Source organism: Mesorhizobium sp. B283B1A, from assembly GCF_020165735.1.
Classification (GTDB): Bacteria; Pseudomonadota; Alphaproteobacteria; order Rhizobiales; family Rhizobiaceae; genus Mesorhizobium; species Mesorhizobium opportunistum.
On sequence record NZ_JAIUIQ010000004.1, the window covers coordinates 1 to 14,736 of the forward strand.

Annotated in this window: 14 protein-coding genes; 12 read left to right on the forward strand and 2 right to left on the reverse strand. The window is 63.3% G+C overall.

Annotated features, from left to right (window positions below; all coding sequences use genetic code 11):
- From LB577_RS03800 to LB577_RS03825, 6 genes are all read left to right on the forward strand, one after another.
- The coding region (locus LB577_RS03800) for a 2-oxo acid dehydrogenase subunit E2 (RefSeq protein WP_224685613.1) at positions 1-189 on the forward strand (189 nt) is incomplete at its 5' end.
- A 108-nt stretch (positions 190-297) separates the two neighbouring features.
- Positions 298-933 carry an SGNH/GDSL hydrolase family protein gene (locus LB577_RS03805; protein WP_224685614.1) on the forward strand — a complete coding sequence of 212 codons (636 nt, stop codon included), beginning with the start codon at positions 298-300 and terminating at the stop codon, positions 931-933.
- 15 nt (positions 934-948) lie between these two features.
- Positions 949-2,394, forward strand: a complete 1,446-nt coding sequence (gene lpdA, locus LB577_RS03810; protein WP_224685615.1) for a dihydrolipoyl dehydrogenase — start codon at positions 949-951, stop codon at positions 2,392-2,394.
- Positions 2,395-2,493: 99 nt separating this feature from the next.
- Positions 2,494-2,751 carry a GlsB/YeaQ/YmgE family stress response membrane protein gene (locus LB577_RS03815; RefSeq protein ID WP_013895637.1) on the forward strand — a complete coding sequence of 86 codons (258 nt, stop codon included), beginning with the start codon at positions 2,494-2,496 and terminating at the stop codon, positions 2,749-2,751.
- 136 nt (positions 2,752-2,887) lie between these two features.
- A complete protein-coding gene (gene lipA / locus LB577_RS03820; RefSeq protein ID WP_013895636.1) occupies positions 2,888-3,853 on the forward strand; it encodes a lipoyl synthase in 966 nt (321 codons plus the stop codon).
- An 8-nt stretch (positions 3,854-3,861) separates the two neighbouring features.
- A complete protein-coding gene (locus LB577_RS03825) occupies positions 3,862-4,320 on the forward strand; it encodes a type II toxin-antitoxin system RatA family toxin (RefSeq protein WP_224685616.1) in 459 nt (152 codons plus the stop codon).
- On the opposite strand, the gene LB577_RS03830 is transcribed toward LB577_RS03825, so the two are convergent.
- Both LB577_RS03830 and LB577_RS03835 read right to left on the reverse strand, forming a co-directional pair.
- A complete protein-coding gene (locus LB577_RS03830) occupies positions 4,317-4,805 on the reverse strand; it encodes a CinA family protein (RefSeq protein WP_140569848.1) in 489 nt (162 codons plus the stop codon). The genes LB577_RS03825 and LB577_RS03830 overlap by 4 nt on opposite strands.
- Positions 4,802-6,025: a bifunctional 2-C-methyl-D-erythritol 4-phosphate cytidylyltransferase/2-C-methyl-D-erythritol 2,4-cyclodiphosphate synthase gene (locus tag LB577_RS03835; protein WP_224685617.1), complete on the reverse strand. Its 1,224-nt coding sequence runs from the start codon at positions 6,023-6,025 to the stop codon at positions 4,802-4,804. The genes LB577_RS03830 and LB577_RS03835 overlap by 4 nt, the downstream gene beginning before the upstream one ends.
- Positions 6,026-6,270: 245 nt before the next feature.
- Here LB577_RS03835 and dusB point away from each other — a divergent pair, with 245 nt between their 5' ends.
- The 6 genes from dusB to LB577_RS03865 all read left to right on the forward strand — a co-directional run bounded on the left by dusB (position 6,271) and on the right by LB577_RS03865 (position 14,685).
- Positions 6,271-7,293, forward strand: a complete 1,023-nt coding sequence (dusB, locus tag LB577_RS03840; protein WP_224685618.1) for a tRNA dihydrouridine synthase DusB — start codon at positions 6,271-6,273, stop codon at positions 7,291-7,293.
- Positions 7,290-8,432, forward strand: a complete 1,143-nt coding sequence (locus LB577_RS03845; protein ID WP_224685619.1) for a two-component system sensor histidine kinase NtrB — start codon at positions 7,290-7,292, stop codon at positions 8,430-8,432. The genes dusB and LB577_RS03845 overlap by 4 nt, the downstream gene beginning before the upstream one ends.
- Positions 8,429-9,889, forward strand: coding sequence for a nitrogen regulation protein NR(I) (ntrC, locus tag LB577_RS03850; RefSeq protein WP_013895630.1), 1,461 nt, complete (start codon positions 8,429-8,431; stop codon positions 9,887-9,889). Before LB577_RS03845 ends, ntrC begins: the two co-directional genes overlap by 4 nt.
- A gap of 82 nt (positions 9,890-9,971) precedes the next feature.
- A complete protein-coding gene (locus LB577_RS03855; RefSeq protein ID WP_411969189.1) occupies positions 9,972-12,302 on the forward strand; it encodes an ATP-binding protein in 2,331 nt (776 codons plus the stop codon).
- The gene (locus tag LB577_RS03860) at positions 12,292-13,653 is read left to right on the forward strand and encodes a sigma-54-dependent transcriptional regulator (RefSeq protein ID WP_023768848.1); all 1,362 of its coding nucleotides are present in this window, start codon (positions 12,292-12,294) and stop codon (positions 13,651-13,653) included. The genes LB577_RS03855 and LB577_RS03860 overlap by 11 nt, the downstream gene beginning before the upstream one ends.
- A gap of 168 nt (positions 13,654-13,821) precedes the next feature.
- Positions 13,822-14,685: a D-amino-acid transaminase gene (locus LB577_RS03865; RefSeq protein ID WP_224685620.1), complete on the forward strand. Its 864-nt coding sequence runs from the start codon at positions 13,822-13,824 to the stop codon at positions 14,683-14,685.
- Positions 14,686-14,736 lie beyond the last annotated feature (51 nt).

Here is a 14,736-nt window from a genome sequence, read left to right on the forward strand (position 1 = left end):
CATGCGACGATCCTGGCGGTTGGTGCCGGCGAGGAGCGGGCGGTGGTCAAGAACGGCGAGATCAAAATCGCCACCGTCATGTCGGTGACGCTGTCGACCGATCATCGCGCCGTCGATGGCGCGCTCGGCGCCGAACTGCTGGTCGCCTTCAAGCGGCTGATCGAAAACCCGATGGGCATGCTGGTCTAGGGAAGGAAAAGGGCGGTGCGGAAATTCGTCACCAGCCTTTTCGTCCTGATCATTTCGGGATTCGCCGGCGGGTGAAACACAGCAAGCAGACATAGGCGGGTTGATCGGATGAAGACGGTGCTTTGCTACGGCGACTCGCTGACCTGGGGCTACAATGCCGAAGGCGGCCGCCACGCCTTTGAGGATCGCTGGCCCAGCGTGCTGCAGGCAGGGCTCGGCGGCGGCGTTCAGGTCATCGCCGATGGTCTCAATGGCCGCACCACGGCCTTCGACGATCACCTTGCTGGTGCCGATCGTAACGGCGCGCGGCTGCTGCCGACGGTGCTGACGACGCACGCGCCGATCGACCTGATCGTCATCATGCTCGGCGCCAACGACATGAAGCCGTGGATCCACGGCAATCCGGTTGCCGCCAAGCAAGGCATCCAGCGGCTGATCGACATCATACGCGGCCACGACTATCCATTCGACTGGCCCGCGCCGCAGATCCTGATTGTTTCGCCGCCTCTCGTCAGCCGCACCGAAAATGCCGACTTCAAGGAAATGTTTGCCGGCGGCGACGACGCCTCGAAGCTGTTGGCGCCGCAATATGCCGGGCTCGCCGACGAAGCCGGCTGCGGCTTCTTCGACGCCGGCACGGTCGCGCAAACCACCCCTCTCGACGGCGTCCACCTCGACGCCGAAAACACGCGGAACATCGGCAAGGCGCTGACGCCGGTCGTGCGCGTCATGCTGGAACTGTGAATAAGGAGAAAAATCGTGGCTGAGAACTACGACGTCATCATCATCGGCTCCGGTCCCGGTGGCTATGTCACGGCAGTGCGTTCCGCCCAGCTTGGCTTCAAGACGGCGATCGTCGAGCGCGAGCATCTCGGCGGCATCTGCCTCAACTGGGGCTGCATCCCGACCAAGGCGCTGCTGCGCTCGGCCGAGATCATGCACTATTCCGATCATTTGAAGGACTATGGGCTGAAGCTCGACGGCAAGGTCAGCGTCGACACATCGGCTGTCGTCGATCGCTCCCGCAAGGTTTCGCTGCGCCTCAATGGCGGTGTCGGCTTCCTGATGAAGAAGAACAAGGTCGACGTTATCTGGGGCGAGGCCAAGCTTTCGAAACCGGGCGAGATCGTCGTCTCCGAGACGGGCAAGAAGCCGATGGAACCGCAGCCGCCGGTGCCGAAAGGCATCAAGGGCGAGGGCACTTACACCGCCAAGCACATCATCCTGGCAACCGGCGCCCGGCCGCGCGCGCTGCCTGGCATCGAGCCGGACGGCAAGCTGATCTGGACCTATTTCGAGGCCATGGTGCCGAAGGAGATGCCGAAGTCGCTGCTGGTGATGGGCTCGGGCGCCATCGGCATCGAATTCGCCTCCTTCTACCGCACCATGGGTGCCGAGGTGACCGTGGTCGAGCTCTTGCCCGCTGTGATGCCGGTCGAGGACGCCGAAATTTCGAAATTCGCGCAGAAGCAGTTCGAAAAGCAAGGCATGAAGATCATTCTCGAAGCCAAGGTGACCAAGGTCGAGAAGAGTGCCAACTCGGTCACCGCGCATGTCGAGATGAAGGACGGCAAGGTCGAGAAGATCACCGCCGACCGCATGATCTCGGCCGTCGGCGTGCAAGGCAACATCGAGAACCTCGGCCTGGAGGCGCTTGGTGTGAAGACTGATCGCGGCTGCGTCGTCATCGATGGCTACGGCAAGACCAATGTACCGGGCATCTATGCCATCGGCGATGTCGCCGGCCCGCCGATGCTTGCCCACAAGGCCGAGCATGAAGGCGTGGTGTGCATCGAGAAGATCGCCAATTTCCCCGGCGCGCACGCCACCGACAAGCTCAAGATTCCGGGCTGCACCTACTGCAATCCGCAGGTTGCCTCCGTCGGCCTGACGGAAGCGAAAGCCAAGGCCGAAGGCAAGGATATCCGCGTCGGCCGCTTCCAGTTCGCCGCCAACGGCAAGGCCATCGCGCTCGGCGAGGACCAGGGCTTCATCAAAACGATCTTCGACAAGAAGACCGGCCAGTTGCTCGGCGCCCACATGGTCGGCGCCGAAGTGACCGAGTTGATCCAGGGTTTCGTCGTGGCGATGAACCTCGAAACCACCGAGGAAGAGTTGATGCACACCATCTTCCCGCATCCGACGCTGTCGGAGATGATGAAGGAAAGCGTGCTCGACGCCTATGGTCGCGCGCTGAACGCATGATAGATTCGCCGCAAGAGACTCAGCCCCGAAGGCTGCGGGATCTCGGCGGCAAGACAGTTCGTTTCCGGATGCATTTTTACGCACGCAAGGAGAAGGCATATGCACTTGAACGGCGTGGGCTGGATCGCAGCCATCATCATCGGCGGCCTGGCAGGCTGGTTGGCCGAAATGTTCATGAAGAGCAACACCGGCATTTTCATGAACATTATCATGGGCATCGTTGGCGCGGTGGTGCTGAACGCGATCTTGCAGGCGCTCAATTTCGGCCCATTCGGCGTCGGCTGGATCGCCTATCTGATCACCGGCTTCATCGGCGCCTGCCTGCTGATCTGGGTCGGTCGCCTGGTGCGCCGCTAATCGATATGGTTCCGGCTATGCGAAAACGGTCGTAGCGGCATGCGCCGCTGCGGCCTTTTTCTTTGTGCCGAAAAGTCCTAGATGACGTAAAAGTGACGATCGCCGACGGGCGGTCGCAAGAAAAGCCAGGGTTCAGATGGTCACTGTCCTCGACACGATCGCCAACGCGCCGCGGCTGCGGCATCCCGAGAAGGCGCACAAGCCCGACCAGGAAGTGCTGCGCAAACCCGACTGGATCCGCGTCAAGGCGCCGGTCTCCAAGGGTTACGCCGAGACACGCGAGATCGTGAAATCCCACAAGCTGGTGACGGTCTGCGAAGAGGCCGGCTGCCCCAACATCGGCGAGTGTTGGGAAAAGAAGCACGCCACCTTCATGATCATGGGCGAGATCTGCACGCGCGCCTGCGCGTTCTGCAACGTCGCCACCGGCATTCCGACGGCGCTCGACCCCGATGAGCCGGCTCGCGTCGCCCATGCCGTCAAGCAGATGGGCCTCAGCCACGTCGTCATCACCTCGGTCGATCGCGACGATCTTGCCGATGGCGGCGCACAGCATTTCGCCGAAGTCATTCGCGCCATCCGCGCGGCAACGCCTTCGACCACCATCGAAATCCTGACGCCCGATTTCCTGCGCAAGGACGGCGCCCTGGAGATCGTCGTGGCGGCCAAGCCCGACGTCTTCAACCACAATCTGGAAACCGTGCCGTCGAACTATCTCAAGGTTCGGCCAGGCGCCCGCTATTTCCACTCGATCAGACTGCTGCAGCGGGTCAAGGAACTCGACCCGTCGATCTTCACCAAGTCAGGCATCATGGTGGGTCTGGGCGAGGAGCGGAACGAAATCCTGCAGCTGATGGACGATCTGCGTTCGGCCAATGTCGACTTCATGACCATCGGCCAGTACCTGCAGCCGTCCAAGAAGCACCATCCGGTGATCCGCTTCGTCACCCCGGAAGAGTTCAAATCCTTCGAGACGATCGGCAGGACCAAGGGTTTCCTGCTGGTGGCATCGAGCCCGCTGACGCGCTCGTCGCACCATGCCGGCGACGATTTCGCCCGGCTGCGCGCAGCGCGGGAAGCGCAGCTCCAGAAGTCGCTCTAGCCGGTCTTATGCCGAAATTCGAAGCCACTCGCCGCGTCGCCCACACGCCGCAGCAGATGTTCGCACTGGTCGCCGATGTCGAGGCCTATCCGCAGTTTCTGCCGCTGTGCGAAGCGCTGACGGTGCGCTCGCGCAAGGAGCGTGACGGACGCACCGTTCTCCTTGCCGACATGAGCATCGGCTACAAGGCGATCCGCGAAACCTTCACGACGCAGGTGCTTTTGAAGCCCGATGAGAACGCCATCGACGTGAAATACATCGATGGCCCGTTCAAATATCTGAGCAATGTCTGGCGTTTCGAACCCGATGGCGCCGGCTGCACCGTGCGTTTCTTCATCGACTATGAGTTCAAGAGCCGCATCCTGGGCGCGCTGATGGGCACCATGTTCGACCGCGCCTTTCGCATGTTCGCCGAGGCTTTCGAAAAACGCGCCGACGTCATCTACGGTGTCGCGCGGCAGGCCTAATTCTGACTAAGCGCTTGCAGGCCCAGCTTCAGGGCGTGTCTCACCGTCTCGTGGCGGATGAATTCGCGGCCCTTGTGGCCAAACAGCTGGCGCTCGGCGACGACCGGGTGGCCGGCCAGGGCTAGGCCGAACCAGACGAGACCGACCGGCTTGTCGGCCGAACCTCCGCCTGGACCGGCAATGCCGGTAACGGCAAGAGAAAGGCTTGCGCGTGAATGCGCCAGCGCGCCGGCCGCCATCTCCAGCACCGTTTCGCGCGACACGGCTCCATGCGCGTCGAGCGTTTCGGCGGAAACGCCGAGCATCTCCATCTTGGCTTCGTTGGAATAGGTGATGAAGCCGCGGTCGACCACAGCGGAGGAGCCGGCAATGTCGGTGAGCGCCGCGATGATCAGGCCGCCGGTGCAGCTTTCCGCCGTCGCCAGCATGATGCCACGTTGCTGGCAGGCCAGCAGCAGAGAGTTTGCGAGCTCGGCGTTGCTCATTCCGGGACCTCGCCGGGAAACACCACGCTGGCGGTGGCGATCGCCGCAATGCCTTCCTCGCGGCCGACAAAGCCGAGCTTCTCGTTGGTTGTCGCCTTGATCGAGACGCGGTCGGCGGAAATGCCCAGCATCCGTGAAAGGGCCGATGTCATCGCCTCGCGGTGCGGGCCGACGCGCGGCGCCTCGCAGATCAGCGTGATGTCGGCATTGGCGATGCGGCCGCCGCGCTCGCGCACGAGCTTCGCCGCATGTTCGACGAATATCCGGGACGCAGCCCCCTTCCACTGCGGATCGGACGGCGGAAAATGCGTGCCGATGTCGCCGGCGCCACAGGTCGCCAGCAGCGCGTCCGTCAGGGCATGCAGACCGACATCGGCGTCGGAATGGCCCGACAGTTTCTTCTCATGCGGAATGGCGACGCCGCACAGGGTGACATGGTCGCCCGGCTCGAAGGCGTGGACGTCATAGCCGTTGCCGGTGCGGATGTCCGGAAAGTGTATCCGTTCGCTGGAAAGCCGCTGGTGCGCCATGGCGATGTCCCGTGCCCAGGTGAGTTTGACATTGTCCGGCGAGCCCGGAACGATCTTGACCGGAATATGCGCCCATTCGGCGATGGCCGCGTCGTCGGTGAAATCCAGCCTGCCCAGCTGATGGGCCCTGTCATGCGCGGCAAGGATCGGCCCGTAGGGAAAACCTTGCGGCGTTTGCGCCGCGTGCAATCCGCTGCGGGAAACCGTCTCTGCGACCACGCCGGAGGCCGATTCGCGCTTCAGCGTGTCGGCGACGGGCAGGGCGGGCAACGCCCCTTCATGTTCGCCGATGGCGGCGATGGTGCGGTCGATCAATTCCGCGTCGAGGAATGGACGCACGGCGTCGTGAATCAGAACCTGGGCCGGTTCGTGGCCTTTCAACGCAAGCAAGCCGAGCCGGACGGACTCCTGCCTGGTCGCGCCGCCGATGACGGCGGTGACGCGCTGGGCGTGTGGCCCCGCCGCTTGACGGAACAGCTCATGATCGTCGGCATGGATGGCAACGACGATCTGGCCGGTTCTCGGATGGGCCAGGAACATCTCCAGCGTATGGGCAATGACGGCACGGCCGCCGATGCTCTGGTACTGCTTGGGCCCATTGGACTGCCCGGCACGAGCGCCGCGGCCGGCGGCGACGATCACCACGGCAACCCCGCCTTGCGCGCTCGAGTTTTCACTTCCCTCGGTCATGCCGATTGGCTTAGCGCACGATCCCGAAAAGTGTAATCGGTTTTCGGAAAAGATCGTGCGCCAAATATGAACATCCAAAGCGTCCTTTGCGGGTCCCGGAGGAATGCGCGGCGCTCTCGTCGCGGCAAAAATCCGGCGCCAGGCATTTTCCCAATTGCGCCTTAATGTGGCGTCATTCCGCGTTGCACATTGCGGCGGTTCTGGCTAGAGAATGTGCAACGAATGGACATGCTTGGTTTTTGTGCATGGTTAATGTGACCAAATTGGCCGCGCCGCTCGACGTCGGCGGTGTGAGTATCCGCAATCGCGTGTTCCTCGCGCCGATGTCCGGCATTACGGACCAGCCGTTCCGGCAGCGCGCACATGCGCATGGCGCGGGCCTTGTCGTGTCCGAAATGGTGGCCAGCGGCGAACTCGCCAAGGGCCGGGCCGGCTTCGACCTGCGCATACGTCATTCCGGCCTGCCCGTCCATATGGTGCAGCTTGCCGGCCGCGAGGCGATCCATATGGCCGAAGGCGCGCGTATAGCCGCGGGCGAGGGCGCCGATATCATCGACATCAACATGGGCTGCCCGGCCAAGAAGGTCACCGGCGGTTATGCCGGCTCGGCATTGATGCTGGACCTCGACCATGCGCTCTCGCTGATCGAAGCCGTGGTCGGCGCGGTCAAGGTGCCGGTCACGGTCAAGATGCGATTGGGCTGGGACGAGGGCGCACTTAACGCGCCGACGCTCGCACGCCGTGCCGAGCAGGCCGGCGTCAGCATGGTCACCGTGCATGGCCGCACGCGCTGCCAGTTCTACCAGGGCAAGGCCGACTGGCGCGCGATTGCCCGCGTCAAGGAAGCCGTATCGATCCCGGTGGTCGCCAATGGCGATGTCTGTTCCTCGGCCGAGGCCGCCGCGATCCTCGATCTATCCGGCGCCGATGCAGTGATGGTCGGCCGCGCGCATTACGGCGCGCCCTGGATCGCCGGCGGCATCGCAGCCGCGGCCGCAGGCGAAATGGCGGTTGGCGTGCCGCAAGATCCCACGGCGCTGGCCGACTATGTCGTCGCCCACTATGAGGACATGCTGGCGCTCTACGGCGTCGAGAGCGGCTTGCGGCAGGCGCGCAAGCATCTGGGCTGGTATCTCGATCGCCATGCCGTCGCCGACGACAGCCGGAAGGCAATATTGACCGCGTTCGAACCGGTCCGCGTCATTGCCTTGCTGCGGGATGTGTTTTCGCGCGATCCGCAACCCTTGAACCTGCGGAGCGCAGCATGAACGCCACTGCTGGCCAGGGCACTGAAATGACCGATGCCGCGCAGATCGTGCTCAACACCATCCGCCGCCCGGTGATCATGATCAGCGAGGAAGGGTTCATCACCTTCGCCAACGCCGATGCCGAGGACTTCTTCCGCTCCAGCGCCACCATGCTGGCGCGCAACACCCTGTCCAAGCTCATTCCCTTCGGCAGCCCGCTGCTGACCTTGGTCGAGCAGGTGCGCGAGCGCCGGGCTCCAGTCAACGAGTATAGGGTCGACGTGTCGTCGCCACGTCTCGGCATCGAGAAGGTCGTCGATCTCTATGTCGCGCCGGTGCCCGAGTTTCCTGGCTCGGTGGTGGTGATGTTCCAGGAACGGTCGATGGCCGACAAGATCGACCGGCAGATGACGCATCGCGGCGCCGCGCGTTCCGTGACCGGTCTGGCGGCGATGCTTGCCCATGAGATCAAGAACCCGCTCTCGGGCATAAGGGGCGCGGCCCAGTTGCTCGAACTGTCCGCGTCCGACGAGGATCGTGCGCTGACCCGGCTGATCACCGACGAGACGGACCGCATCGTCTCCCTGGTCGATCGCATGGAGGTGTTTTCCGACGAGCGGCCGATCGATCGCTACCCCGTCAACATCCATGTCGTGCTCGACCATGTAAAGGCTATCGCCAAGAACGGTTTTGCGAAAAGAATCAAGATCTTGGAGGACTATGATCCATCATTGCCTCCGGTCTTTGCCAACCGCGACCAGTTGATCCAGGTGTTCCTCAACCTGGTCAAGAATGCCGCCGAGGCGATCGGCAGCGACCCGCAGGGTGAGATCGTGCTTTCGACGGCGTTCCGGCCCGGCATTCGCGTTTCGGTTCCGGGCACGCAGGACCGCGTGTCGCTGCCGCTGGAATTTTGCGTGCGCGACAATGGCTCCGGCGTCTCGGAAGATATCCTGCCGATCCTGTTCGACCCCTTCATCACCACCAAGCCGAACGGCTCGGGGCTGGGGCTTGCACTGGTCGCCAAGATCGTCGGCGAACATGGCGGCATCATCGAATGCGAATCGACGCCGCGTGCCACCACGTTTCGCATTTTGATGCCCGCCTGGAAGGAAACCCAGTTCGGTGCCGATGAAGACGGCGAAGGAGACCGCAAATGACCGTTCGCGGCAATATTCTCGTCGCCGACGACGATGCGGCGATCCGCACCGTGCTCAACCAGGCGCTCTCCCGCGTCGGCCACGAGGTGCGCGTCACCTCCAACGCCTCGACATTGTGGCGCTGGGTGGCGGCGGGCGAGGGCGATCTGGTGATCACCGACGTGGTCATGCCGGACGAGAACGCCTTCGACATGCTGCCGCGAATCAAGAAGGCGCGGCCGGAACTGCCCGTCATCGTCATGAGCGCCCAGAACACCTTCATGACGGCGATCCGCGCATCCGAAACCGGCGCTTACGAATATCTGCCGAAGCCCTTCGACCTGACCGAGCTCCTCAACATCGTCAACCGCGCCCTGTCGGAGCCGCGGCGGCCGAAGATCGACGCGCGGCCCGAAGAACAGCCCGACGCGATGCCGCTGGTTGGCCGTTCGGCGGCCATGCAGGACATCTACCGCATGCTGGCGCGCATGATGCAGACCGACCTGACGGTGATGATCTCCGGCGAATCGGGCACCGGCAAGGAACTTGTGGCGCGCGCGCTGCATGAATATGGCCGCCGTCGCGGCGGCCCGTTCGTTGCCATCAACATGGCGGCGATCCCGCGCGACCTGATCGAATCGGAACTGTTCGGGCACGAGAAGGGTGCTTTCACCGGCGCCCAGAACCGCTCCACCGGCCGCTTCGAGCAGGCCGAGGGCGGCACGCTGTTCCTCGACGAGATCGGCGACATGCCGATGGAGGCGCAGACGCGCCTGCTGCGCGTCCTCCAGCAGGGCGAGTACACGACCGTTGGCGGCCGCACGCCGATCAAGACCGATGTGCGCATCGTCGCCGCCACCAACAAGGATCTGCGTACGCTGATCAATCAGGGCTTGTTCCGCGAGGATCTGTTCTACCGCCTCAACGTCGTGCCGCTCAGGCTGCCGGCGCTGCGCGAGCGCTCGGAGGATGTGCCCGATCTCGTGCGCCATTTCTTCAAGCTCGGCGAGATGGAAGGGCTGCAGACCAAGCGCATCTCGTCCGGCGGCATCGAGCTGATGAAGCGCTATCCCTGGCCGGGCAATGTGCGCGAACTGGAGAATCTCGTCCGCAGGCTCGCCGCGCTCTATTCGCAAGACGAGATTTCGGCCGAGATCATCGAGGCCGAGCTCAAGACCGGCGAGCGTCCCGTGGTACCGGATGGCGGCAACCTCATTCCCGACGACCTGTCGATCGGCCAGGCCGTGGAGCACTTCCTGCAGCGCTATTTCGCCTCCTTTGCCGGTGAATTGCCGCCCGCTGGCCTTTATCAGCGCATTCTGTCCGAAGTCGAATATCCGCTGGTCCTGGCCTCGATGACGGCAACGCGCGGCAATCAGATCAAGGCGGCGGAACTGCTGGGGCTCAACCGCAACACGCTGCGCAAGAAGATTCGCGAACTGGGCGTCAATGTCTACAAATCATCGCGCCCGGGCTGAGCGCTGATCTGACGCGGTCTTTTCAGGGGACGGAACGGCGAAAGATTCCCGTCGTTGTCACACTTGTTGCATAATCGCCACAATGCGTTGCATAGATCGGACGCAATCATTGGCTCCATACGGCGACATGACTCCGCAGGCACCGAACCTCAACAAGCCGCTTTTCAGCGAACGTGGTACGCGCGACGGACGTCGCTTGCTGGCGCTGCCCGGCGTGGTGGCGGTCGTCGGCGCGCTGATCATGGCGGCCATCTCCTTCACCATCCTGGTCGGGGCGACGCCGATCGCGCCCGATGCCAGGACGACCTGGGCGCTGATCGCGCTCAACGCGGTCTTCGTGCTCTTCCTCATCACGTTGGTTGCGCGCGAGGTGCATCGCATCGTCATGGCGCGCCGGCATGGCAAGGCGGCCTCGCGGCTGCATGTACGCATCGTCGCCATGTTCGCGCTTGTCGCCGCCATTCCGGCCATCATGGTGGCGATCATCGCCTCGATCACGCTCGATATCGGTCTTGATCGCTGGTTCGAGATCCGCACCAAGACGATCGTCAATTCCTCGCTGTCGATCGCCGATGCCTATGTTCAGGAGAATGCCCGCAATCTGCAGGGCACGACACTGTCGATGGCCTATGACCTCGATGCGTCGCGTACGCTCTACGGCCTTGATCGCACGGGCTTTCTCGACCTCATGAGCAAGGAGGCCGTGGGCCGCTCGCTGGCCCATGCGGCGCTGATCAGGTCCGACGGCTCATTCGTCATGAGCGCCAAGACCGATGCCGATTTCGCCATGCCGGAACCGCCGGAAGGCTCCGTCAGCGGCGCCACCGACGGCAGGCCGGTTCTGATCGAGCCGCGCACCCGCAACATCATGGGCGCCATCGTCAAGCTGCGTGAGATCGAGGGCATGTACCTCTACACGATCCGCTTGGTGGACCCCGAGGTGATCAAGGCGAGGCAGATCGTCAGGTCCAATACGGACGAGTATCGCAATCTCGAAGACAACAGGCGCACCTCGCAGGTGGCTTTCGCGCTGCCCTACCTGTCGCTGACGCTGATCATCATCCTGTCCGCGATCTGGACCGGTATTGCCGTCGCCGACCGTCTGGTGCGCCCCATCCGCCAGCTCATCGGCGCCGCCGACGAGGTGGCGACCGGCAATCTCGACGTCGCGGTTGCCGTCAGGCCTTCGGACGGCGATGTCGCCTCGCTTGGCGACACCTTCAACAAGATGCTGCTGGAATTGAAATCGCAGCGCAACGAGATCCTGTCGGCAAAGGACCTGATCGACGAGCGGCGGCGCTTTTCCGAAGCGGTGCTGGCCGGCGTCACCGCCGGGGTCATCGGCGTCGATCCCTTCGGCATCGTCACCATCGTCAACCGTTCGGCCGAATCGATGCTGGCCATCTCCGCCAGCGCCGCACTGGGACAAAACCTCTCCGCCATTCTGCCGCATGTCGGCCGTGTCTTCGAGATCGGCCGCCAGTCGGGCAAGCCGGTCTATCGCGAGCAGGTGACATTCTTCCGCGCCGGCACCGAGCGCACCTTCAACGTGCAGATCACCGTCGAGGCTGGCGATGACGGCTCGGAGGAGAAATCCTACGTCGTGACGGTCGACGACATCACCGACCTGGTGCAGGCGCAACGTTCTTCCGCCTGGGCCGACGTGGCGCGGCGCATCGCCCACGAGATCAAGAACCCGCTGACGCCCATCCAGCTTTCGGCCGAACGCATCAAGCGTCGCTACGGCAAGGTCATCACCGAGGACCGCGAGGTTTTCGACCAGTGCACCGACACCATCATCCGGCAGGTCGAGGACATCGGCCGCATGGTCGACGAGTTCTCGGCTTTCGCGCGCATGCCCAAACCCGAGATGAAGGCCATCGACTTGCGCGAATCACTGCGCGAGGCTTCGTTCCTGGTCGAAGTCAGCCGCGCCGACATCACCTTCGAGCGAATCTTCGGCAATGAGCCGCTCAAGGGCACTTTCGACAGCCGGCTGATGGCGCAGGCTTTCGGCAATGTGATCAAGAATGCCGCCGAGGCGATCGACGGATCGGAACAAACGGACGGTTCGCACGGCATAATCCGGATTCAAGCCGGCCGTCAGAATGGCGCGATCAGAATCGACGTCATCGACAATGGCAAAGGCCTGCCGCGCGAGAATCGCCAACGGCTGCTCGAGCCCTATATGACCACACGCGAGAAGGGCACCGGACTTGGTCTCGCTATCGTCAAGAAGATTGTGGAGGACCATGGCGGCAAGCTGGAGCTCCATGATGCGCCTGCGGACTTCCATGGCGGGCGCGGCGCGATGATCAGCATCATCCTGCCGCCCGCCGCGGCCGCGCCATCGCGTGGTGAAGCCAGGACGGAACACGAAAGAGAAACTGAAAAGGTCGGTAATGGCGTCTGATATTCTCATCGTCGATGACGAGGAAGACATCCGCGAGCTCGTCGCAGGCATCCTGAGCGACGAAGGTCACGAAACCCGTACGGCATTCGATGCCGACAGTGCGCTGGCTGCCATAGCTGATCGCGCGCCGAGGCTGATTTTCCTCGACATCTGGCTGCAGGGCTCGCGTCTGGACGGGCTGGCGCTGCTCGACGAGATCAAGACCATGCATCCCACCCTGCCGGTGGTGATGATCTCCGGCCACGGCAACATCGAAACGGCGGTCTCCGCCATCCGCCGCGGCGCCTATGACTTCATCGAAAAGCCGTTCAAGGCCGACAGGCTGATCCTCATTGCCGAGCGTGCGCTCGAGACCTCGAAATTGCGGCGCGAGGTTTCCGACCTCAAGCTGCGCAGCGGCGAAACCTTCGACCTGATCGGCATGTCGTCGGCTATGAGCCAGCTGCGCCAGACCATCGAGCGCGTCGCGCCGACCAACAGCCGCGTCATGATCATCGGCCCCTCGGGCTCGGGCAAGGAACTGGCCGCGCGCGCCATCCACACGCTGTCGGCGCGCAAGGGCGCACCGTTCGTGACGCTGAGCGCCGCCAACATCACGCCCGAACGCATGGAGATCGAGCTGTTCGGCACCGAATCGAACGGTGTCGAACGCAAGGTCGGCGCGCTCGAGGAGGCCCATCGCGGCATCCTCTATATCGACGAAGTGGCCGACATGCCGCGCGAGACGCAGAACAAGATCCTGCGCGTGCTGGTCGAGCAGCAGTTCGAGCGGGTAGGGGGCACCAAGCGGGTCAAGGTCGATGTGCGCATCATTTCCTCGACCTCGCAGAACCTCGAGGCGATGATCGCCGACGGCCGCTTCCGCGAGGATCTCTATCATCGCCTGGCGGTGGTTCCGGTCACGGTGCCGGGGCTGGCCGAGCGGCGCGAGGATATTCCCTATCTGGTCGACAATTTCATGAAGCAGATCGCCCGCCAGGCAGGCATCAAGCCGCGCCGCATCGGCGACGACGCGCTGGCCGTGCTCCAGGCGCACAACTGGCCGGGCAACGTTCGGCAGCTGCGCAACAATGTCGAGCGTTTGATGATCCTGGCGCGCGGCGACGATGTCGATGCGCCGATCACCGCTGACCTCTTGCCCGCCGAGATCGGCGATGTCATGCCGCGCACGCCGAATCAGTCCGACCAGCACATCATGGCGCTGCCGCTGCGCGAGGCGCGCGAACAGTTCGAGAAGGACTATCTGATCGCCCAGATCAACCGGTTTGGCGGCAATATCTCGAAGACCGCCGAATTCATCGGCATGGAGCGCTCCGCCTTGCACCGCAAGCTGAAATCGCTGGGCGTCTGACGAACGACGTCCATTCAGCCGCGCCTGGGCCAAGTATTTGCCGGTTACGGCGACGCCGGAATCGCATAAGAAACCGTTTCGAAATTCGCTCTGGCGCCGTCAGATGGCCGCCGGAGTAGAATTGCCAAACGGTTTTCAGAAGCCCGAGAGTTATCCCAGGGGTCGCCAATGCCGCGCATTGCCTATGTCAACGGGCGCTACGTCCCCCATGCGGATGCTTCCGTGCATATCGAGGACCGTGGCTATCAATTCGCCGACGGTGTCTACGAGGTCTGCGAGGTGGCGCGCGGCTTCATCGTCGACATGCCGCGCCACCTTGCCCGGCTCAACCGCTCGCTGGCCGAGCTGTCGATCGCCTGGCCGGTCACACGCAACGTGCTGCCGCTGATCCTGCGCGAGGTGGTCAACCGCAATCATGTCGTCAACGGCCTGGTCTATGTCCAGGTGACGCGCGGCGTCGCCAGCCGCGATTTTGTCTTTCCTTCGGCGGACACCAAACCGGCTTTGGTGGTGACTGCCCGGAAGGCGGACCCGGCCGCCGGCGCAAAACGGGCCGACAGCGGTATCGCCGTCATCACCGTGCCGGAGAACCGCTGGGACCGCGTCGACATCAAGAGCGTCGGGCTGTTGCCCAACGTGCTGGCCAAGCAGAAGGCCAAGGAGGCCGGTGCGCAGGAAGCCTGGTTCGTGGATGCCGACGGCAACGTCAAGGAAGGCGGCTCGTCGAACGCATGGATCGTCACCAGGGACGGCGTCCTGGTCACCAGGCCTGCCGACCACGGCATCCTGCGCGGCATCACCCGCACCACCATGTTCGAAGTGGCGGCAAAGCTTGGTTTGAAGATCGAGGAGCGCGGTTTTTCCATCGCCGAGGCCAAGGCGGCACGCGAGGCGTTCATCAGTTCCGCGACGACGATTGCCATGCCTGTCGTGGCCATTGACGGCGATCCGATCGCCAACGGCCACCCCGGCTCAATAACACTTTCGTTGCGGCAGGCCTTTTTTGACATTGCGGAAAAAAGTCCAGCCTGATAACCGCTCAGGTGGAATGAACATCAATATATCTCGTTCTGCTTGTCGTTA